Origin of the sequence: Paenibacillus sp. FSL R5-0527 (assembly GCF_038008055.1) — a bacterium.
Taxonomy (GTDB): Bacteria; Bacillota; Bacilli; order Paenibacillales; family Paenibacillaceae; genus Fontibacillus; species Fontibacillus macerans.
Genome location: NZ_JBBOYI010000001.1, coordinates 5,996,454 through 6,017,112, shown reverse-complemented (window position 1 = coordinate 6,017,112; position 20,659 = coordinate 5,996,454). Strand labels below are relative to the sequence as shown.

General features: G+C 57.0%; 12 protein-coding genes and 1 riboswitch. Of the genes, 10 read left to right on the top strand and 2 right to left on the bottom strand.

Annotated elements, in window-relative coordinates:
* Nucleotides 1-67 precede the first annotated feature (67 nt).
* Genes NYE69_RS26705 through NYE69_RS26695 form a run of 3 tightly spaced genes read left to right on the top strand, consistent with a single transcriptional unit; the run spans nucleotide 68 to nucleotide 1,426 of the window.
* Nucleotides 68-190 carry a hypothetical protein gene (locus NYE69_RS26705; protein WP_316561258.1) on the top strand — a complete coding sequence of 41 codons (123 nt, stop codon included), beginning with the start codon at nucleotides 68-70 and terminating at the stop codon, nucleotides 188-190.
* A gap of 47 nt (nucleotides 191-237) precedes the next feature.
* Nucleotides 238-957 carry a DsbA family protein gene (locus tag NYE69_RS26700; protein WP_240752003.1) on the top strand — a complete coding sequence of 240 codons (720 nt, stop codon included), beginning with the start codon at nucleotides 238-240 and terminating at the stop codon, nucleotides 955-957.
* Nucleotides 958-976: 19 nt separating this feature from the next.
* Nucleotides 977-1,426, top strand: a complete 450-nt coding sequence (locus NYE69_RS26695; RefSeq protein ID WP_240752002.1) for a disulfide oxidoreductase — start codon at nucleotides 977-979, stop codon at nucleotides 1,424-1,426.
* 277 nt (nucleotides 1,427-1,703) lie between these two features.
* On the opposite strand, the gene NYE69_RS26690 is transcribed toward NYE69_RS26695, so the two are convergent.
* A complete protein-coding gene (locus NYE69_RS26690) occupies nucleotides 1,704-3,581 on the bottom strand; it encodes a right-handed parallel beta-helix repeat-containing protein (protein ID WP_340928799.1) in 1,878 nt (625 codons plus the stop codon).
* 683 nt (nucleotides 3,582-4,264) lie between these two features.
* Complete coding sequence (locus tag NYE69_RS26685; protein WP_213510631.1) at nucleotides 4,265-5,146, bottom strand: AraC family transcriptional regulator; 882 nt, start codon at nucleotides 5,144-5,146, stop codon at nucleotides 4,265-4,267.
* Nucleotides 5,147-5,278: 132 nt separating this feature from the next.
* On the opposite strand from NYE69_RS26685, the gene NYE69_RS26680 reads away from it, so the two are divergent.
* From NYE69_RS26680 to NYE69_RS26650, 7 genes are all read left to right on the top strand, one after another.
* Complete coding sequence (locus NYE69_RS26680; RefSeq protein ID WP_316561256.1) at nucleotides 5,279-7,252, top strand: glycoside hydrolase family 127 protein; 1,974 nt, start codon at nucleotides 5,279-5,281, stop codon at nucleotides 7,250-7,252.
* A gap of 258 nt (nucleotides 7,253-7,510) precedes the next feature.
* Entirely contained in the window at nucleotides 7,511-13,336 is a 5,826-nt protein-coding gene (locus NYE69_RS26675; RefSeq protein ID WP_340928796.1) for a WIAG-tail domain, read from the top strand.
* Between the two features lie 609 nt (nucleotides 13,337-13,945).
* Nucleotides 13,946-14,034, top strand: a riboswitch (cyclic di-GMP riboswitch).
* A gap of 135 nt (nucleotides 14,035-14,169) precedes the next feature.
* Entirely contained in the window at nucleotides 14,170-16,365 is a 2,196-nt protein-coding gene (locus tag NYE69_RS26670; protein ID WP_316561254.1) for a chemotaxis protein CheA, read from the top strand.
* Nucleotides 16,366-16,391: 26 nt separating this feature from the next.
* Complete coding sequence (locus NYE69_RS26665) at nucleotides 16,392-16,886, top strand: chemotaxis protein CheW (RefSeq protein ID WP_051985326.1); 495 nt, start codon at nucleotides 16,392-16,394, stop codon at nucleotides 16,884-16,886.
* 28 nt (nucleotides 16,887-16,914) lie between these two features.
* Nucleotides 16,915-18,744: a methyl-accepting chemotaxis protein gene (locus NYE69_RS26660; protein ID WP_340928794.1), complete on the top strand. Its 1,830-nt coding sequence runs from the start codon at nucleotides 16,915-16,917 to the stop codon at nucleotides 18,742-18,744.
* 3 nt (nucleotides 18,745-18,747) lie between these two features.
* On the top strand, nucleotides 18,748-19,563 hold the full coding sequence (locus tag NYE69_RS26655; RefSeq protein WP_328272282.1) for a CheR family methyltransferase: 816 nt from the start codon (nucleotides 18,748-18,750) through the stop codon (nucleotides 19,561-19,563).
* A gap of 30 nt (nucleotides 19,564-19,593) precedes the next feature.
* Nucleotides 19,594-20,628, top strand: coding sequence for a protein-glutamate methylesterase/protein-glutamine glutaminase (locus tag NYE69_RS26650; RefSeq protein WP_326043840.1), 1,035 nt, complete (start codon nucleotides 19,594-19,596; stop codon nucleotides 20,626-20,628).
* The last annotated feature ends 31 nt before the right edge of the window (nucleotides 20,629-20,659 follow it).

Genomic DNA, 20,659 nt, shown 5'->3' with positions numbered 1-20,659 from the left:
CCTGGAGTTCAGGCTGCCGTTAGGCGGGCCGCTCCCTCGCGCGATCACGCAGGAAGCGGCCCGTTTTTTGAAAAATACCGGAAATTATAAAATTATCAGCGAAGTAGAAGATGAGGCACAGGTAGAGAGGGGAGGAGAAGAGGAAAGCTTGACGAAACCCGCTTTTGTAACTAGAATGGTTGCAGGATAACCGGGATTACATAAGTTGCAAGATTTTATTCAGAAAGAAGGGTTCGCATGCCGCCGAAAACGAAAACCAACGCCTTGGCCCAGCGCAAAGCCGAGCAGCTCAAGCAGCAGCAAAAACAAAAAACGAGAAGATTGATCTGGTTCAGCACGGTGGGAGTATTGCTCGTGCTGATTATCGCCGTCCTGGCGATCCAACCGCAACCGAAAGCAAAAACGGCATCGTTTGATTATGCGAACCTCCCTGTGCTTGGGAATGCCGAAGCACCGGTGAAGATCGTAGAATTTGGCGATTTCCAGTGTCCGGCTTGCAAAAGCGTAAATCAACTGATCAAACCGGAGCTGGTCAAAGACTATGTAGATCAAGGCAAGGCCGCGTTTTATTTTATGAATCTGCCCATTCTCGGGACGGATTCGCATACGGCGGCTTTGGCGGCGCAGTCGGTATTTCATCAAAACCCCGACGCTTACTGGACTTATTTCGATGCGATTTATGAACGCCAAGGCGATGAGAATAGCGGATGGGCTTCGGCGGAGTTTCTCGTCGCTCTGGCCAAAGAGCTGAAGCTGCCGATCGATTACGACCAGCTGCAGAAGGACATAACGGAAGCAACTTATAAAAATGAAGTCGATGAACAATACGCCAAAGGGGACAAGCTGGGCGTAAACAGCACGCCGACGTTTTTCATTAACGGTATTGAGTATGCGGGCAACGTTGGCGATTACGCCGCTCTGAAAAAATACATCGATCAGGAACTCCAGGGCAAATAACGAACGGGGAGGAACGGGCGTGCGGGCTTTTCTAAGGGATTACGGCATTTACCTTGCTTGGCTGGTCGCGCTGGTCGCTACGGCGGGCAGCTTGTATCTCAGCGAGGTGCTGCACTATGAACCGTGCCGGCTCTGTTGGTTCCAGCGGATATTCATGTATCCGCAGGTCATTTTGCTGGGCATCGCGGCTTACCGGAACGACCGGAGCATCATTCCGTACGTGCTGCCGCTCAGCATCATCGGCGGAACGATCTCGCTTTACCATTACGGTGAGCAAAAAATTCCGGGATTGGCGCGGCTGGTTCCCTGCAAAGTGGGGGTTCCTTGCAACGTGGATTATTTGGGCAGCGGCTGGCTTGGTTTTATTACAATACCGTTTATGGCGCTGACCGCTTTCGTTCTGATCGTCCTGTGCTTGCTGGCGGCGCGCCGCAAGGCCGAGGCGGAGGAACCGGAAGGGCGGATATAACCAGTAATTTCTATAATCTTAATAAAAAACCTGTCCCTATCACCCTTAGCAGGTTAATAGGGACAGGTTTTTTGACGTTTTACCCCAGCATACGCTGAAACCAATCATTCACCGGTGTATACAGCCAGATGATGAGATAAAGCGGACTGGGCAGCGGAATTATCCTTATCGTATATGGCGTACCCCTGGGCCTGGAGACGGCAGCTTTCGCCATAACTCTGGTGCTGCTGGTCGTTTATTACGTCAGGAAATGGCGGTCCGGTAAAACGCTGGACGTTTAAACAATCGTGTTGCCGATATTGGTGTCGTCTTTATTGAGCAACATTTTGCCATTGATCAGCAGGTTGTTTAGAACCTTGGTTCGTTTCGAGCTTTCGGTTACGATGGCGTTGGGTATAGATTTACCGTTATTGGAATAAATCATGTTTTGAGCGATGATCGCATCCTCGGCGTTATCAGCTAATGAAATACCGTACGCAGCGTCATCCTTTCTTTTGAAGGTGATACGGTTGCCGACAATCTCGGCGCGCTGCCCCCCCTTGATTTGAATCGCCGAATTGCCCGCAATGTCCGAAATTTCGTTGTCGGCGATTTTAACGGCTTTGCCGGCGCTGCTCTCTCCGTAAATGGCGACGGATCGGGAGCCGAGGATATAATTCCCTTTGAGCGTAACATCGCTGTTTTTGTCGAAGCTGATCGCGTAATTATTGGTTTGTTTTCCTGTGTAGCTGGCGCAGTCGATATAATTGCCTTCCGCGAAAACCGATGTCCCCTTTGTCCCCCAGTTTTTGATGGATATGCCGCCATTGCACTGGCCAAACGAATTGCCCCGCAGCACGACATTGGTGGACTTGTCCAGTTCGAGGCCGAAGCGTTCCGAATGGAGTGCCTTGTTGTTCAGGAATTGCACATCATTGCTCTCGTCGACCTTGTAAGGCAGGCCCGCCCCGCGGTGCACGATATTGTCCGCGATCAGCACGTTTTCCGCTCTATATACACCGATGCCCGTTCCTTCGCCGAGATGGGAGACCGCATTTCCCGTCACGACCACGTCTTTGCCGCGGGCGTCGATGCCGCTGCTGAAGCCTTTGATGGTGTTCCCGGTAATCGTCACGTTGTTGCCGTCAAATCCGTTCGACACCTTATCTCCTGCGATAGCTACGTTGATTTTGTCCGTTCGTACCAGCACGTTGTTGGAAATAATCGTATCCGTACCGTTGCTGTAAGAAAACGTATTATCCGAATGATTCCCGTCGATTACAACTTCGTAGCCGCTGAAGTTAAGAACGGACGCTTTCAGGTTTCCGCGGAACAGATTACCGCGAATGACAACTTTGCGCGGCTTTTCGTAATCGATAGCGCCTTCGCCGTATCCTTCTATATCAACCCCGACGCTTGGGTCGGTCGGTTTCACGGTGCCCGTGTTCGTAATTTCATTGTTTTCGACGAAGACGCCTTCGCCGGCCGTAATCGAAATGTTGTTCCGGCGCGCCCCATCCAGCGAGCAATTGCGGACGGTTACTAATTTCGGCTCATCATAGTCGGGGTCTATGCCCAAACGGCCCACCGAGCCAAGCATGACGCAGTCCCCGGTACATTTGCGGATTTTCATATTTTCTATCGTAACTTTTTTGCCTCCATGGACGTAAATGCCGAAGCCCCATTCATGCGTCGAATCCGGAAGTTTGCTGAAGTCATGCTGGTCCAGATCGCCGGTAATGATGCCGCCCGAAATCGTGACATTTTCCACTTTACGCAGATAAATACAGGAGTAACCTTTCGCAGCGTTTGGCTGAACCTTCAGTTCCGCTTCGTGATCCAGAGTCAGCTTCATATGGGATGGGACCTGGATGCCCGCCCCTTTCTCCGGAGTGTTTGGATAGGTGGTTCCAACGCCTTGAATCAAATACGTCCCTTTCGGAATAAACGCTTCGTTATACCCGGCGCTTTTCGCATGGGCGATCGCCTTGTTCAATCCTTCCGTCGTTTTTACCGCCTCGGTGCCGTCGGTTTTAATGCCCCACTGCGCCGGATCGATGACGTAGCAGGTGGTGTTTACGGCGGTAGCCTGCGCGGCCAAACCGTTCACTGCACCCTTTACATTTTCCGCGCTGTTTGCTGCCGGTTGCGTTTTGTTTTCATGCTGGTTGTTCATTATGATTCCTCCTTGTCTTTTGCCTCTTGATTTTTGGCTTGTTTGCCTTAGGGCCGTTTAAGGTATTCCGGTGTAAACTTCATCTCCTTTGCGCAAAGTCTTTAAGTACCCGTACGGTGTTTTCATTCGGGCTCCGAAGGGGGCAATCCCCAAGGTTCCCGTACTACCAAAGTAGCAGAACCCGCGAGCGGCGAAGGGCCATGAAGCGGACAAGGCAAGGACAAAAAGCGGACAAAGAGCGGCCAGGTAATGGATGGGATAAGGCGGGAGGGACAAGAGCAGGGGCCAGGGGGCGAAAGTTGCAAAACCGGTAAAACCGGCAAACCGGCAAAACTAGCAAAATTAGCAAAACCTACAGCTTATGTCGGACGATTTGGGTGTCAGCTCATAAAATAGCGGTACTTTATGTTCTTATTATCCGGATATAAGCATGTTCATCACCGTTAGCGGCATTTTTTGTACTTATTTTCCGGCGAATGACCCGGAACGCGGACATTTTCTTACTAGTCAAGAAAATAGAGACATAAATGGCTCCTATTTCTCTCAAATGGGTGCATAGCGCCGGAATAACGGCGTTTTTTGCCTTTATTTCTGGGGATCTGCTGTCCCGTCGCTCCGTCCCCCGTCGCTCCGCCGCCTCGCCGCCCCGCTATACTCGCGTTATTCTAGGAACCGCCTTGGACTTACGAAGTGTACTGTTTGCGGAACTGCCGCGGCGAGCAGCCGTTTTTGAGCGCAAAGCGGTTGGAGAAATACGGCGTGCTGCCAAACCCGACATAAGCGGCGATGACCGAGATCGGCCATTCGGTTTTCAGCAGCAGCAGCTTGGCCTGTTCGAGGCGGTAATGCAGCAGATAATCGTTCGGCGTCATCCCGTATACCTGCTTCATGCAGCGCGTAATGTAGTTGTAGTGGTAGTGCAGCGCCTCGGACATCTGCCCGCTGCTGATTTCCGCGCGGTAATTGTTCTTGATGAACGCTTCGGCTTTTTCCGCCACGGTGACGACCGGTGAAGCGTACGACTCCAGTTGCCTAAGGTCCATCGTACGCAGCAGTTCCCCGAACAGCTGCTGCCCGGTCCAAAAGGCGCTCGACTGGCGTTCCCCCGAATGATGCAGCAGTTGGCGAAACAGGCGGTAGGCCTGCTCGGGGTAGGGCATCGTCCACATTTTGGGCAACTGGATGGAATAAGGCGAGGCCAGGAACCGCCGATAGTGCTCTTCCGCGCCGGGGTACGGGAAATCCGGTTCCTCCCCGGGAATCTGCTGCCAGGAGCTAACCGTGTGAAAATGCAGCCAATAAAAAGCCGTAGGTTCCTCGCACGGTCCCGACGCATAATGATACTGGTCAGGGAGCAGCAGCAGCGATTGCCCCGCCGTCAAGCTCCACCGCCGCCCGGCTTCGCCGATATGCAGCGTCCCGCTCTCCATAACGAGCAGGTCGAAAATACCGAGATTCCTGCGGCTCGGATGCTCCTCCCCGGGCTCGTAAACGGTATACCCGCATTCGAGAAAATAAGGCAGGGGCGGAGCGGCGATTTGCACGATTTCCGCTGTTTTCAGCATCGGACGATCCCTCCGGGATAAGTGTGAAATATTATAACTTTTAAGTTGCTGACATCCATATTATGAAGCAAATCTATGAGATAGAATAGGGTTGGTTAGTATGATATTTCAAAAAAGAGGAGGATCTCTGGTATGTTCCAAACCGACAAAACGCAGCGGTCCGAAAGAGTGCCGTTAAACCGGGTGCGCATCCGGGACGATTTTTGGAGCTACTATATTGGGCTTGTGCGCGACGTGGTCGTTCCCTATCAATGGGAGGCCTTGAACGACCGGGTGGAGAGCGCCGAACCAAGCGGCGCCGTCCGCAATTTCCGGATCGCGGCCGGGCTTGAGCAAGGGGATTTCTACGGAATGGTGTTTCAGGACAGTGACCTGGCGAAATGGCTGGAAGCGGTGTCTTACTTATTGGAAGCGGATGCAAATCCGCAGCTGGAAGAAACCGCCGACGGGTTAATCGACATTATTGCCCAGGCCCAGCAGGATGACGGGTATTTGAATACGTATTTTACGGTGAAAGAACCGGACGGACGTTGGACCAATCTGACGGAATGCCACGAGCTCTACTGCGCGGGGCATATGATCGAGGCGGGGGTGGCGTATTACCGGGCTACGGGCAAAAGAAAGCTGCTCGACGTCGTCTGCAAGTTTGCGGATTATATCGGCACCGTGTTCGGAAACGAGCCGGGGCAGCTGCCGGGCTACGACGGGCACCAGGAAATCGAGCTGGCGCTGGTCAAACTGTACGAAGTAACGGGCAATGAGCGGTATTTGCGCCTGAGCAAGTATTTTTTGGATCAGCGCGGACAAAAACCGAACTTTTTTGAAGCGGAGCTGCAAAAACGGGGCGGCAAAACGCATTGGCCGGGAAGCGGCAAGCATGTGGACTTGGCCTACCATCAGGCGCATCTGCCGGTGCGGGAGCAGGAGACCGCGGCCGGGCATGCGGTGCGGCTCTTGTACATGCTTACCGGGATGGCCGATGTGGCGGCGCTGACGGGGGACGAGTCCATGCTCGCGGCGTGCCGCAAGCTGTGGGACAACATCGCCGGCAAGCAGATGTATATCACCGGCGGGGTAGGCTCGATGCCGCAGGGCGAGGCGTTCTCCTTCGACTACGATTTGCCGAACGATACGGTATATGCCGAGACATGCGCTTCAATCGGGCTTGTTTTCTTTGCCCAGCGGATGCTGCGGCTCGCGCCCGAATCGAAATACGCGGACGTCATGGAGCGGGCGCTTTACAATACGGTCGTCGGCGGAATGGCGCGGGACGGCAAGCATTTCTTTTACGTCAATCCGCTTGAGGTGGATCCGAAAGCCTGCCATGGCGCCAACCATAAATACGACCATATCAAAACGGTACGCCAGGAATGGTTCGGCTGCGCTTGCTGCCCGCCCAACGTCGCCCGGCTGCTCGCCTCGCTCGGGGAATACATTTATACGGTGCAAGGGGATACGGTGTACGCCCACCTCTACATCGGCGGGGAAGCCGAGCTGCAGGTTGGCGGAAGCCGGGTGAAGCTGGTGCAGGCGACCGATTATCCGTGGGACGGTCTGGTGCGCTTTACGGTCCACCCGCAGGAGGGCGGGGAGTTCGCGCTGGCGTTGCGCTTGCCGGACTGGTGTCCCGAAGCGAGCCTCACCGTCTGCGGTGAAACGGTGCCGCTGAACGGCAGCACGGTCAGGAACGGCTATGCGCGGGTACAGCGGCGCTGGCAGGAGGGCGACGTTGTGGAGCTGCGGCTTTCCATGCCGGTTACGCGCATGTACAGCCATCCGCTTGTCCGCGCAAACGCCGGAAAGGTCGCGCTGCAGCGGGGACCGCTCGTGTACTGCCTGGAGCAGGCGGACAACGGAGCGAACCTGCACGAACTGGCGCTGCCGAAAATGGCGGAGCTTACCGTCCGGAGGGAGGCGGAGCTGCTCGGCGGCGTAGTCACGATCGAGGCTGCGGCTGAGCGCCAGGACGAAGCGGCGTGGACCGGCGGCTTGTACAGTCCGCAGCCGCCTTCGGCCACGCGGCCGGCGGCGCTGAAATTTATTCCGTATTATGCCTGGGCCAATCGCGGGGAAGGCGAAATGACCGTGTGGGTTCGGGAGCAGTGACGATTCCCGCACCGATAGGCGCTTAGCCGCGGATGTCTACGGATTGCCGGACGCATTGCGCGTTTCATGTTGTGCGTTCGTTGTTCCATGTTCAAGAGGCGGATTCGCAAATATACGAGCAGGACGACCCAATAATTTTTTCTCTTTTTTGCCGGATCTTCGGCAGATACGGGGGAAGTCGTCTGTGACGAGTGCCTAAACGTCCGCATATGATACCAGAAGAGACGATCATCTTTTTGGTAAAGGAGCGAGCGGTCCTTGAGAAAAGGCAAAGGCACAAAATCCGGCAGGGCGAGAAAATCCTCACTCTACTATGTGGATAATCCGGATATGAACGAGTTAATGTTGTTGGAAGAAAGGAGAGCGGCACGGCCGGAGGAGCTAAAGGAAATAAAAATTCATCAGAGCGCCTCTTCGCTATTGTCCGCCCCCGAAGAGGAAGAACTGGAACTCCCTTCACCCGAAAAGGAGGCGGTAGAAGACCTTCCGCCCGGGAAGGAGGCGATCGCGGCCCCTCTGCCCAAGAAGGAGGCGGTAGCAGCTCCTCAGCCCGGGAAGGAAGCGATGACATTTCCTCCGCCTTGGCAGGAAGCGCCGGAATACCCTACCGGCGAGCGTGTGCCGCAGGTACAAGACAAACCGGTAGATAAAAACGTCCTGAAACAGGAACTGGGAATTATTTATACGGATGATATTATGGATGCGGCGGTAACCGGGGAAAAAATCGCGCCCCATACGATCGACGCTTCGCGGATTATGCGCGGCAGCATCGGTACCGCCTGGATCGCCGATTATGCAGTGGACACCATCAAATTGGCCGACGGAGCCGTCACTTCGAGCAAGCTTGCCCCTTTGTCCGTAACCGGCAGCCATCTGGTGGACAGCGCGATCGAGGGCAGAGCGATCAAGGATCGCTCCGTCGGCGGGGAAAAGCTGGCGGACGGCAGCATCACCTCGGATAAATTGGCCGACCGGGTCATCGCCGGGGAGAAGCTGGCGGACGGTTCCATCGAAAGCCGGCATTTAAGCGAATGGATCGTCACGACCAATTTGATTCAGAATCAAGCGGTGACAAGCGAAAAAATCCGCAGCGGGGCGATCGAATCGGTCAACCTGGCGAACGGAGCCGTGGATACCTCCAAACTGGGCGATGAATCGGTTACGACGTCCAAGCTGCGCGACGGCGCTGTGACGAGCGCCAAGCTGCGGGAAGGCGCGGTGGAAAGCCGGCATCTGGCGAAAAACACCATAACCGCCAGCCACCTCGCTCCCGGACTGATCGGCGGCGAGATGCTGGCTCCCGCCAGCGTCGGTACCAAGCAGCTGCGGGAGGGAAGCGTCGGCACCGGCCATATCTGCGACCAGGCGGTCGAATCCCGCCATATTCGCTCGGGAAGCGTCGGCACTGCCCATTTGCAGCCCGGCAGCGTCGGAGCGGAGCAACTGGCGGACGGTTCGGTTAAAGGCCGGCATTTGGCCGACAAATCGATCCTGTCCACGAAATTGTCCGATCAATCCATCGGCACCGCGCAAATCGTCGAACAGGCCGTCACTTCGTCCAAAATCGCCGATCAAAGCATTTTGCCGGGGAAAATCGCCGACGAGGCTGTGCAGACCCGCCATCTGGCCAAATCCGCGGTCCATTCGCCGCAGCTGGCGCCATCTTCCGTCACAGGAATGCATTTGGCGCCTGCCTCGGTCCAAGGGGAGCATGTGTTGCCGGAATCTATCCAGGAATGGCATCTGGCGGATGGGGCCGTCACGGGAGAAAAGCTGGCTGTCGGCGAGATTGCCGGACATCACCTGGCGGAGGGGGCGGTTACGGCGGCCCACCTTCAGCCCGGCAGCGTCACCGCCGACAAGCTCACGGAGGACAGCGTGACCAGCCGCAGCCTGGCTCCGGGCGCGGTGACGGGATACGCGATCGGCCCTCGCCAGGTATCGTCGGAGCATCTGGCCCCGGGGGCGATTCAAAACATTCATCTGGCCAAACAGAGCATTGACGGCAGCCTGCTGCAAAACGGGGCTATCCGGGAGGAGCATTTGGGGGCCGGATCGATCTTTTCTCCGCATTTGCAGGATCATGCGGTCACGTCCCTGAAGCTGTCGCCGGAAAGCGTTACGACCGACAAACTGGGCGATCTGGCGGTAACCACCGCCAAAATGGCCGACGGCAACGTGACGGCCGCAAAAATCGCCCCGCAGGCCATCCAGCCCCGGCATCTGGCTCCGGGCGCCGTGCAGTCGGAGTGTCTGGCCCCGGGTGCGGTTTTGCCCTTGCATCTGGCGGATAACGCTGTCTCTTCGGCGCATCTGCAAACGCATGCCGTTGACGAGAATCATCTTGCTTCCGGAGCCGTTTCGCCGCGGGTGCTGCAGGATGGCGCCGTTTCGGCCGGAAAATTGGCCGCCGAAGCGGTCCAGGCGCGGCATCTGGCGGAGGAAAGCGTCGAGGGCCGGCATATCGGCGAGGCGGTGGTCGCATCGCGCCATCTCGCGCCCGAAACGATCGACTTCTGGCATCTGTCGCCCGAACTGCAGCAAAGCGGACTGTTGCCGGAAGACGGTGTCGACGGGGAGGATATCCAGCCGCTGTCGATCGAGCGGTCGCATCTGCAGTCCGGGGCCGTGGATGCCGATGTGCTGGCCGGGGAAGCGGTCGGTTCGGAGCATCTGCAAAAAGGGGCGGTGCAAAGCGGCCACATCGCCAGTGAGGCCGTTCAGAGCGACCACCTGGCGCAAGAGGCCGTGCAAGCGGAGCATCTGGCGGAGGAGAGCGTAGAAGGCCGGCACATCGGTGAAGGGGCGATCGTATCCCGCCATATTGCGGCCGAAGCAATCGACTTCTGGCATTTGTCGGCCGAATTGCAGCAAAGCGGGCTGCTGCCGGAAGACGGAATCGATGGGAAGGATGTAAAACTCTCATCGATAGGCCGGGCGCATCTGCAGTCCGGAGCCGTGGATGCCGATGTGCTGGCCGGGGAGTCGGTTGGCGGCGAGCATTTACAGCGGGGCGTCGTGCAAAGCGGGCATATCGCCGCCGAGGCCGTGCGAAGCGCGCATCTGGCCCCTGAGGCCATACGTTCGCTGCATTTGGCGGAAGCCAGCGTAGAGGGGCGGCATATCGAAGAAGCGGCGATCGCATCGCGCCACCTCGCGCCCGAAGCGATCGAGAGTGAGCACCTGTCGGCCGAACTGCTGCGAAGCGGGCTGCTGCCGGCAGACGGGATCGATGGAAAGGATATTCATCCGTTATCGATATCCCGGGTGCATCTGCAGTCCGGAGCCGTGGACGGCGACGTGCTGGCGGAAGAGTCCGTCGGCGGCGAGCATCTGCGGCGGGGCGCGGTGCAAAGCGGACATCTCGCCGCCGAGGCCGTACAAAGCGATCATTTGGCCTCCGGGACCGTACGTGCGCAGCATCTGGCGGAGGCCAGCGTAGAGGGGCGGCATATCGGCAAAGCGGCGATCGCATCGGGGCATCTCGCACCCGAAGCGGTCGAAGGCTTTCACCTGTCGGCCGAACTGCTGCGAAGCGGGCTGCTGCCGGCAGACGGGATCGGCGGGGAGGATATTCATCCCTTGTCGATAAGCCGGGCACATCTTCAGTCCAGAGCCGTGGATGCCGACGTGCTGGCCGCGGAGTCGGTCGGTGCCGAGCATCTGCAGCGGAGCGCGGTGCAAAGCAGGAATCTCGCCGCGGAGTCGGTGCAGAGCGCCCATTTGGCTCCCGAGATCGTAAGATCGCTGCATCTGGCGAAGGAGAGCATAGAGGGACGGCACATCGAGGATGCAGCGATCGCATCCCGCCACATTGCCGCGAAATCGGTGCAGGGCGCTCATCTGGCTCCTGAAGCCGTAGGGCCGCAGCATTTGGCGGAGGCTAGCATAGAGGGGCGGCATATTGGGGAAGCGGCGATCGCATCGCGCCACATTGCGCGCGAAGCGATCGGGAGTGCGCACCTGTCGGCCGAACTGCAGCGAAGCGGGCTGCTGCCGGCAGAAGGGATCGACGGTGAGGATATTCACCCGCTGTCGATAGGCCGGGCGCATCTGCAGTCTGAAGCCGTGGACGGCGAGGTGCTGGCCGAGGGAGCGGTTGGCGGCGAGCATCTGCGGCGGGGAGCGGTGCAAAGCGGGCATCTCGCCGCAGAGTCGGTGCAGGGCGCTCATCTGGCCGCTGAAGCCGTAGGGCCGCAGCATCTGGCGAAGGGGAGCGTAGAGGGGCGGCATATTGGGAAAGCGGCGATCGCATCGCGTCACATAGCCGCGGAGTCGGTGCAGGGCGCTCATCTGGCTCCTGAAGCCGTAGGGCCGCAGCATTTGGCGGAGGCTAGCATAGAGGGGCGGCATATTGGGGAAGCGGCGATCGCATCGCGCCACATTGCGCGCGAAGCGATCGGGAGTGCGCACCTGTCGGCCGAACTGCAGCGAAGCGGGCTGCTGCCGGCAGAAGGGATCGACGGTGAGGATATTCACCCGCTGTCAATAGGCCGGGCGCATCTGCAGTCTGAAGCCGTGGACGGCGAGGTGCTGGCCGAGGGAGCGGTTGGCGGCGAGCATCTGCGGCGGGGAGCGGTGCAAAGCGGGCATCTCGCCGCGGAGTCGGTGCAGGGCGCTCATCTGGCCGCTGAAGCCGTAGGGCCGCAGCATCTGGCGAAGGGGAGCGTAGAGGGGCGGCATATTGGCGAAGCGGCGATCACTTCCCGCCACATTGCCGCCGAGTCGATCGATGTCCGGCATTTGTCGGCCGAACTGCAGCGAAACGGTCTGCTGCCGGCAGACGGTATCGGAGAAGAGGATATTCATCCGCTGTCGATAGGCCGGGCGCATCTGCAGTCCGAAGCCGTGGACGGCGAAGTGCTGGCCGAGGGAGCGGTTGGCGGTGAGCATCTGCAGCGGGGAGCGGTGCAAAGCGGGCATCTCGCCGCAGAGTCGGTGCAGAGCGCTCATCTGGCCGCTGAAGCCGTAGGGCCGCAGCATCTGGCACAGGGGAGCATAGAGGGACGGCATATTGGCGAAGCGGCAATCGCATCGCGTCACCTAGCCGCAGAGTCGGTGCAGGGCGCTCATTTGGCCCCTGAGTCCGTGCGGGCGCTGCATCTGGCGAAGGAGAGCGTGGAAGGCCGGCATATCGAGGAAGCGGCGATCGCATCCCGCCACATCGGCCCCGAGTCGATCGATGTCTGGCATCTGTCGGCCGAACTGCAGCGAAACGGGCTGCTTCCGGAAGAAGGGATCGACGGTGAGGATATTCATCCGCTGTCGATAGGCCGGGCGCATCTGCAGGCTGAAGCCGTAGACGGCGAGGTGCTGGCCGAGGAGTCGGTCGGCGGCGAGCATCTGCGGCGGGGAGCGGTGCAAAGCGGGCATCTCGCCGCAGAGTCGGTGCAGAGCGCTCATTTGGCTCCTGAGTCCGTGCGGGCACTGCATCTGGCGAAGGAGAGCGTGGAAGGCCGGCATATCGAGGAAGCGGCAATCGCATCGCGTCACATCGGCCCCGAGTCGATCGATGTCTGGCATCTGTCGGCTGAACTGCAGCGAAACGGGCTGCTGCCGGAAAAAGGGATCGGTGGCGAGGACATTCAGCCATTGTCGATAGATCGGGTACACCTTCAGGCCGGTGTTGTGGATGCCGACATTCTGGCCGAGGAGTCGGTCGGCGGCGAGCATCTGCAGCAGGGAGCGGTGCAAAGCGGGCATATTGCAAACGCGGCGGTCGGCAGCGCACAGCTTGCCGATGAAGCGATTGCCTCGCGCCACCTGAAAACCGGCGCGGTCGGCGCGGAGCACCTTGCCTTTACTCCGGTCCAGACGCTGCTGGACCAGCCGGCCAAACAGCTGTTTGGAATGTCGGCGTTTTTGTTGCAGCGCGATGAGGCCGAAACGCAAGTGAAGGTTGAATTTGAAGAGCCGTTTGCTAATCCTAACTTTGTTATCGTTGCAATGACGAACCATTCGGCTTTTTACGCCACGCTAAGCGAACAAACTCAGGAATCGGCCGTCATTACGATTTCCAGGCTGAAGGAAAGCCATGTCCACTACGGCTTCGTCATGTGGATTGCCATCGGAAACGCGCATTAGAGTGTAGGGCCGATAAGATCGTAGCAGGGCCGCCGAGTTTATTCGGCGGCTTTTTGCCGTGCCAGCCGGGCGGGGATTTATTCCTGTCTGTGCCTTATTCGTAGTGGGACTGACGGCATGGGCTGCGTATGCAGCGATGGGCCGTATCCATTGGAAAAATCCAATAGATTGACGGAAATCAAACACAATTTTGAACTCACATTGGAAGTATCCAATAAACTTCGCTTAAATCGCCCATTTTGCACCTTGCCGAGTCTCATCTATTGGAAAGTATCCAATCAAGCCTCCATATTTACGATTGAATTTCCATTTTAATTGGATATATCCAATGAGGTTTCGCCGGGGCTGTTTGTGGCTTCGCTGATCCGCCCTGAATCCGCCCTGAATCCGTCCTGAATCCGTCCTGAAGCTCCTGAAGCTGTCCCTGAAGTTCCTTAAAACTGCCCGGAACTGCGTCGGATTACCTAAGGCCTGGCCGTGATTCCGGCTGGAAAAACGGCTGCATATTTCGCCGGTCAATCGGGCTTTCTCACGGCTCAGACCGGCCGTTTTTAGTATTTACACAGCCTGCTCAGGCGTGTTAGTATGAAACCAACTAAAAAATAGCAAAGACTAGAAGGGCAAACTTGCCGAAAGACAAGGACGCAAAGCCACGGGCCTAAAGTACCAGCAACAGCTACGGCAGCCGGGTTTCTATAGTTGGATAGGCGTCCTCTCTTTCTTCGGGTTCTCTTTCTTCGCTAGAAGGTTCATGAAGAAGGAGTTTTTTTATGTCTGAAATTTGTCGAAAAAGCATCAATAATGTCGAATTATGTAAAACGGGGAGATAGTTTATGGCAGAACGAGAAAATAGCGATCCGTTATTAGAGGTCTATCTTCACGAAAATTCGCAGCTGCTCGAGCAGTTGGAACAGATCATCCTGGAATGCGAAGAGCTTAACGCTTTTCCGTCCGCCGCCATCCACGACATTTTCCGCATTATGCACACGATCAAAGGCTCCTCCACGATGATGAATTTCGATAACATCGCGGCTTTGTCGCACATCATGGAAGATCTGTTTGCGTTTATCCGCGAACATCAGCCCCGCTTGGCCGATTGCACGGCGTTGTCCGAGCTGGTGCTGCAGGGCGGCGATTTCATTAAGCTTGAGCTGTATAAGATCAGGCAGGGCGATTCTCCTGACGGGGACGCATCTTCGCTGAAAAGCAGCATTACCGGATATTTGGAAGAACTAAAAGCCGCACAGCATCCCGGGCCGGCTGTTTCCCCTCTTCGAGGCCCCGAGACCGGCAAACGTCAGGACGGTGAGGATTCCGCTTCCGGGGCTCATTTAAAAGCCGTTCTTTATTTTGATGACGATTACAACATGGAGAATGTTCGGGCATATCAAGTCGTTCACAGCCTGCAGGAAATGACCGAGCAATTCGCCTACTGGCCCGAGGACATTGCCGAAAATCCCGAAACAGCCTCGCTCATAAGAGAGCAGGGCTTCCAAATTCTGTTCCGGAACGGCGAATCCGCGGACACGGTAGCTGCTTACCTGTCGCAGGCGCCATCCTTAAAGCATTTGGAAATGATCAATTTGCCGGAACAAAGCCGGGCAGAGCCTGAGGCTGAGACGGCCGCCGCGGCAGAGACGCTTCAGCCGATACCCGAAGCGGAAGCGCGAACAGGAGAGTCTACGGCGGCACATTCTGCAGCGCACGCTGCAGCACTTTCTACGGACGCTGCACCAGCCTCCCCTTCCGAGCCGGGCGCCGCCGAACCCTCCCAGGTGCCGGGAGCGGCTGCCCGCACTTCGCAGGCGCCGGAGGCCAAAACGCAGGATATTGCCAGAGCTAATGCCTCGCAGCATTCCAGTTTCATCAGCGTGAATTTGGCCAAGCTCGACGAGTTGATGGACCTGGTCGGCGAGCTCGTCATCGCCGAATCGATGGTCACGCAAAACCCGGAATTGGCCGGACTGGAGCTTGAACAGTTTCAGAAGGCCGCTCGGCATCTGCGGAAGATCACCGGCGAAATCCAAGACAAGGTCATGTCGATCCGCATGGTGCCGCTGGTTAATACGTTCCAAAAAATGAACCGCATCGTACGGGATATGTGCAGAAAACAGGATAAGTCAGTCCGGCTGGAACTGCTTGGCGAGGATACGGAAGTGGACAAAAACATCATCGAGCACATCTCCGATCCGATCATGCACCTTGTGCGGAACGCGATCGACCACGGCATCGAAACGCCGGAGGAACGCTTGGCGGCAGGTAAGGAAGAATCCGCGACGTTGACCCTTGAAGCGAAAAACGTCGGCAACGAGGTATTCATTATCGTGCGCGACGACGGCAGGGGGCTGAACAAAGCGAAAATTTTACAGCGCGCCCGCGAGCGGCAAATGCTGTTCAAGGACGAGTCGGAGATGAGCGACCGCGAGATTTACAACTTGATCTTTCTCCCCGGCTTCTCCACGAAAGAGGTCATTACCGAGTATAGCGGGCGAGGGGTCGGCATGGATGTCGTGATGCGCAATATCGAAAGCGTCGGCGGGAATGTGTCGGTGGACAGCGCGGCAGGCGAAGGAACGACGATTACGATCCGCATTCCGCTGACGCTGGCGATTATCGACGGCATGAACGTGAAGGTGGGGAAAGCGAGATACACAATCCCGACGACGGCGATCAAGGAATCATTCCGCGCCGCCCCCGGCAGCGTGGTCACCGATCCCGACGGCAACGAAATGGTCATGGTGCGCGGGCAGTGCTACGGCGTACTGCGCCTTTACGAACGGTATAAGGTCAAGACCGAGATTACCGCGATGGAAGACGGGATTTTGATCATGGTGGAGCAGGACGGCACGCCGTTTTGCGTTTTTGCCGACGAATTGCTCGGGCAGCAGCAGGTTGTGGTCAAGAGCTTGCCGGCGTATATCCGTAAAATTCGGAACATCGGGGGCTTGGCTGGCTGCACGATGCTCGGGGACGGAAGCATCAGCCTGATCCTCGATGTCGGGGGACTCGTCAAGGCATCGGCATCATAGGACAACCAAGCAAAGGAGAGGGAGACATGGCGAATCAAGAGGCAAGCCTGCCGCTGGAGCAGGACGACGACACGCAGAAAGGAAAGTTCCTCACGTTTATGATCGGGAGCGATGTTTACGGCATCGAAATCAAATTCGTCACCGAAATCATCGGCATCCAGGCGATTACCGAGGTGCCGGAGTTGCCGGAGCATATCCGCGGCATCATCAATTTGCGCGGCAAAATCATTCCGGTCATGGACGTGAGGCTGCGCTTCAAAAAGCCGTTCCGGGAGTATAACGACCGGACCTGCATCATCGTCGTGGATATGAAGGACATTTCGATCGGGCTGATCGTCGACAGTGTCGCCGAGGTCGTCACGATTGCGGAAGAGGATATCGTTCCTCCGCCGGAGATCAAAAGCGGCAGCCAGCAAGGTTTTATCAAAGGGGTCGGAAAAGTCGGCGGCGAAGTCAAGCTGCTGCTGGACGGCGACAAGCTGCTTCATCATGATGAAGCGGAAAATTTAAGTCAACTGTAAACGAAAACCGCAACGGGGGTTATGGAAAATGATGAAGCTAACGATCAAAGCAAGATTAATCCTGTCCTTTAGTCTTTTGGTTCTCTCCCTGGTCGGCCTCGGAGTGTATTCGATCAATTCGTTAAACCAAGTGAATCAGCAGTCCACGGTCATCAGCGATACATGGCTCCCGGCGATGGATGCGGCCCATGTCATGAACACGGCCACTTCCGATTACCGGACCACCGAATTGCGGATTATTTTGGCGGAGAACGACCCGCAGGGATTGAAAGAGATGAAAGAGCGTTTAAATAATAAAGTCCAGGAATTGCAGCAGCTGATGACCGGTTACGAGGAGCGGACCCAAAACGACGAAGAGGCCGCCCGGCTGTATAACGTGTTTAAACAGGAGTGGGCCGGTTATTTGCAGATCAGCGACCAAATCATCGGATTGGTCGATCAGCATAAAGAGGCCGAAGCGCTGGAGCTCATGAGCGGAACCTCCGAGAAGGAATTCGATCAGGCTTCAAACGCTTTGCTCGATTTGGTGAAATACAATCAAACGAATTCGCAAAAAGCGAGCGATGATGGTGATAAAGCTTACGCCGGCACGATCACCATCCTGACTACACTTATTATCGTCATCACGCTGATCGCCATCGGCCTGGCTTTCCTGATCGTCCTCGGCATCACGAAGCCGATCCGCAAGCTGTCCGAAGCGGCCGAGGAAATGGCGCTGGGCAATGTAAACATCAACGTGGAGACGAAGAGCAAGGACGAGATCGGTCAATTGATGCAGTCGTTTGCCCGCATGATCGCCAGCATCCGCGAGCAGGCCCAGGCGGTAGAGATGGTGGCGAGCGGGGATCTGACCGTGCAGGTGAGAGTAAGATCGGAAAACGACCTCATGGGTAAAAAAATTCAAGAAATGATCGAACGCAACAACGAGATATTGACCAGCATCAATACGGCCGCGGACCAGGTGGCTTCCGGCTCGAAACAGGTGTCCGATTCCAGCATCGCGCTGTCGCAAGGGGCCACCGAGCAAGCCAGCTCGGTCGAGGAACTAACCGCCTCGCTGGAGGAGATATCCTCGCAGACAAAGCTGAACGCGCAAAACGCGAACGAAGCGAACAAGCTCGCGGCCGACTCGAAAAACAGCGCGCTCCAGGGCAACGAGCAGATGAAGGACATGCTGGCGGCGATGCGCGAAATCAACGACGCTTCCAGCAACATTTCGAAAATCATCAAAGTCATCGACGAAATTGCTTTCCAGACGAACATTTTGGCGCTTAACGCCGCCGTGGAAGCCGCCCGGGCCGGCCAGCACGGCAAAGGCTTCGCCGTCGTGGCGGAGGAGGTCCGCAACCTCGCGGCCCGCTCGGCGAACGCGGCCAAGGAAACGACGGATATGATCGAAGGCTCGATCGACAAAGTGCAGGAAGGCACGAGAATCGCCGACCAGACGGCCGCAGCGCTGCAGTCGATCGTGGGCGACATCGAAAAGGTGGCCAACCTGGTTGGCGATATCGCGATGGCCTCGACGGAGCAGGCGGCCGCGATCACGCAAATCAACCAAGGCATCTCGCAGGTGTCCCAGGTCATCCAAACCAACTCGGCGACCTCGGAGGAAAGCGCCGCCGCCAGCGAGGAGCTGTCCAGCCAGGCGGCTCTCCTGAAGCAGCAGGTTGCGCAGTTTAAGCTGAAGCGCAGCGGGTACGGAGGTTTTGCGGGATACAACGGCAGCCTTGAGGAATTGAATCCCGAAGTGCTTCGCGTCCTGGAAAACATGGGTCCAAAAGAGCGGAATCACGAGCCCTCCGGCGCTTCCGCGGCGCCCAAGATTCTCCTTAGCGACTCGGAATTCGGTAAATATTGAGGTATGATCCGCATTACGAACCAGGAGTTTCGGCAGCTGTCGGATTACATCCGGCTCCATTACGGGATTCATCTCAAGGAAGAGAAGCAGGCGCTGGTGATGGGCAGGCTGAACAACGTATTGATGAGCAAAAACTTCACCAGCTTTAAGGCCTATTTCGAATATATCGTCTCCGACCGAACCGGAGAGGCGGTCATGACGCTGGTGGACAAAATCACGACGAACCACACGTTTTTTATGCGGGAAAACGATCATTTTCAGTTTTTTCGCGACAAGGTGCTCCCTTACCTGGAAGCCACGGTGAAGGACAAGGACCTCCGCGTTTGGAGCGCGGGGTGCTCCTCGGGGGAGGAACCCTATACGCTGGCGATGCTGATGAATGAATATTTTGCCCGGAACAAGCCGCTGTGGGATTCGCAGGTGCTGGCGACCGATATTTCGCGGCAAATTTTGGACAAAGCGCAGAGAGGCGTTTACGCCAATGAAGATATCGCCGTTCTTCCTCCCGCCTGGCGAATGAAATATTTCACCGGGGTGGATCAACTGCACAGCGTCGTATCCGATAAATTAAAAAAAGAGGTTATTTTCCGCAAATTCAATTTGATGGAGCCGGCGTTTCCGTTTAAGCGGAAGTTTCACGTCATTTTTTGCCGGAACGTCATGATCTATTTCGATGCGCCTACCAAGCAGGCTTTGGTGGACAAGTTTTACAGGCATTTGGAGCCGGGCGGCTATTTGTTCATCGGCCATTCCGAATCGCTGCAGCGGGAAACGACGCCGTTCAAATACGTGATGCCCGCAGTTTATCGTAAAGAATAAGATTTGTGAAAATGAGGAGATCGTATGGGAGTGCCCAGGAAATTGCGCGTGCTGATCGTTGATGACTCCATGATGTACCGGGAAGTGCTCTCCCTGGGGCTTTCGTCGGATCCGAATATCGAGATTGTCGGAAAAGCGGTTGATCCGTTCGACGCCCGCGACCAAATCGTCAGCCTTCGCCCGGACGTGATGATTTGCGACGTGGAAATGCCGAAGATGAACGGGATCGAATTTATCCGCCGCCTGCTTCCGCAATACGCTTTGCCCGTCATCGTGGTGAGCACGATCAGCGACGCCGTGTTTGAGGCCATGAACGCCGGGGCCGTCGATTTTGTCGGCAAGCCGGATCCCCGGTCGCCCAGGAGCGTGGAGCTGTTTATCCGGGAATTGATTGAGAAGGTGAAGATCGCCGCCGTCACGAATGTTTCGCGGCCCGGGTTCCGCCCCGCCGGAACCGGCAACATCCCGGAGCAGACGTTCAACTCCGACCGCATTATAGCCATCGGCGCATCAACAGGGGGGACGGAGGCCATTTCGTATATTTTGAAACAGTTGCCTTCGACGTTTCCGGGCATGGTGATCGTACAGCATATCCCGCCGTTGTTTTCCAAAATGTTTGCCGACCGCTTGAATCACAGCACGAAATTTACGGTCAAGGAGGCGGAATCGGGGGATATCGTGGAACCGGGAAAAGTGCTGATCGCGCCCGGAGACCGGCATATGCGCCTTCGCAAGCTGGGCGGCCGGTTCAAGGTCGAATGCTTCGAAGGCGATAAGATCAACGGGCATTGTCCGGCGATTGACGTGCTGTTCGAATCGGCGGCCAAGGAATGCGGCTCCCGGGCAGTTGGCGTGATTCTGACCGGCATGGGATACGACGGCGCCAAAGGGCTGCTGTCCATGCGCCGTAAGGGCGCCCGCACGCTTGGGCAGGATGAGCCGTCGTCCGTTGTATACGGCATGCCTAAGGTCGCTTATGAGCTGGGCGCGGTCGATAAGCAGGTTTCGCTGGAGCGGATGGCGCGGGCGTTATGTTCGGCGGTGGTCGAGGCGGCGGACCAATAAAGCGCAAGAGCGCGGCCGGGCGGCGTTTTGC

Coding starts and splice junctions, on each gene's coding strand:
- NYE69_RS26680 (WP_316561256.1), top strand. CDS start 5,279: ATGTTCCAAACCGACAAAACGCAGCGGTCCGAAAGAGTGCCGTTAAAC.
- NYE69_RS26655 (WP_328272282.1), top strand. CDS start 18,748: ATGATCCGCATTACGAACCAGGAGTTTCGGCAGCTGTCGGATTACATC.
- NYE69_RS26690 (WP_340928799.1), bottom strand. CDS start 3,581: ATGAACAACCAGCATGAAAACAAAACGCAACCGGCAGCAAACAGCGCG.
- NYE69_RS26665 (WP_051985326.1), top strand. CDS start 16,392: ATGGCGAATCAAGAGGCAAGCCTGCCGCTGGAGCAGGACGACGACACG.
- NYE69_RS26700 (WP_240752003.1), top strand. CDS start 238: ATGCCGCCGAAAACGAAAACCAACGCCTTGGCCCAGCGCAAAGCCGAG.
- NYE69_RS26660 (WP_340928794.1), top strand. CDS start 16,915: ATGATGAAGCTAACGATCAAAGCAAGATTAATCCTGTCCTTTAGTCTT.
- NYE69_RS26670 (WP_316561254.1), top strand. CDS start 14,170: ATGGCAGAACGAGAAAATAGCGATCCGTTATTAGAGGTCTATCTTCAC.
- NYE69_RS26685 (WP_213510631.1), bottom strand. CDS start 5,146: ATGCTGAAAACAGCGGAAATCGTGCAAATCGCCGCTCCGCCCCTGCCT.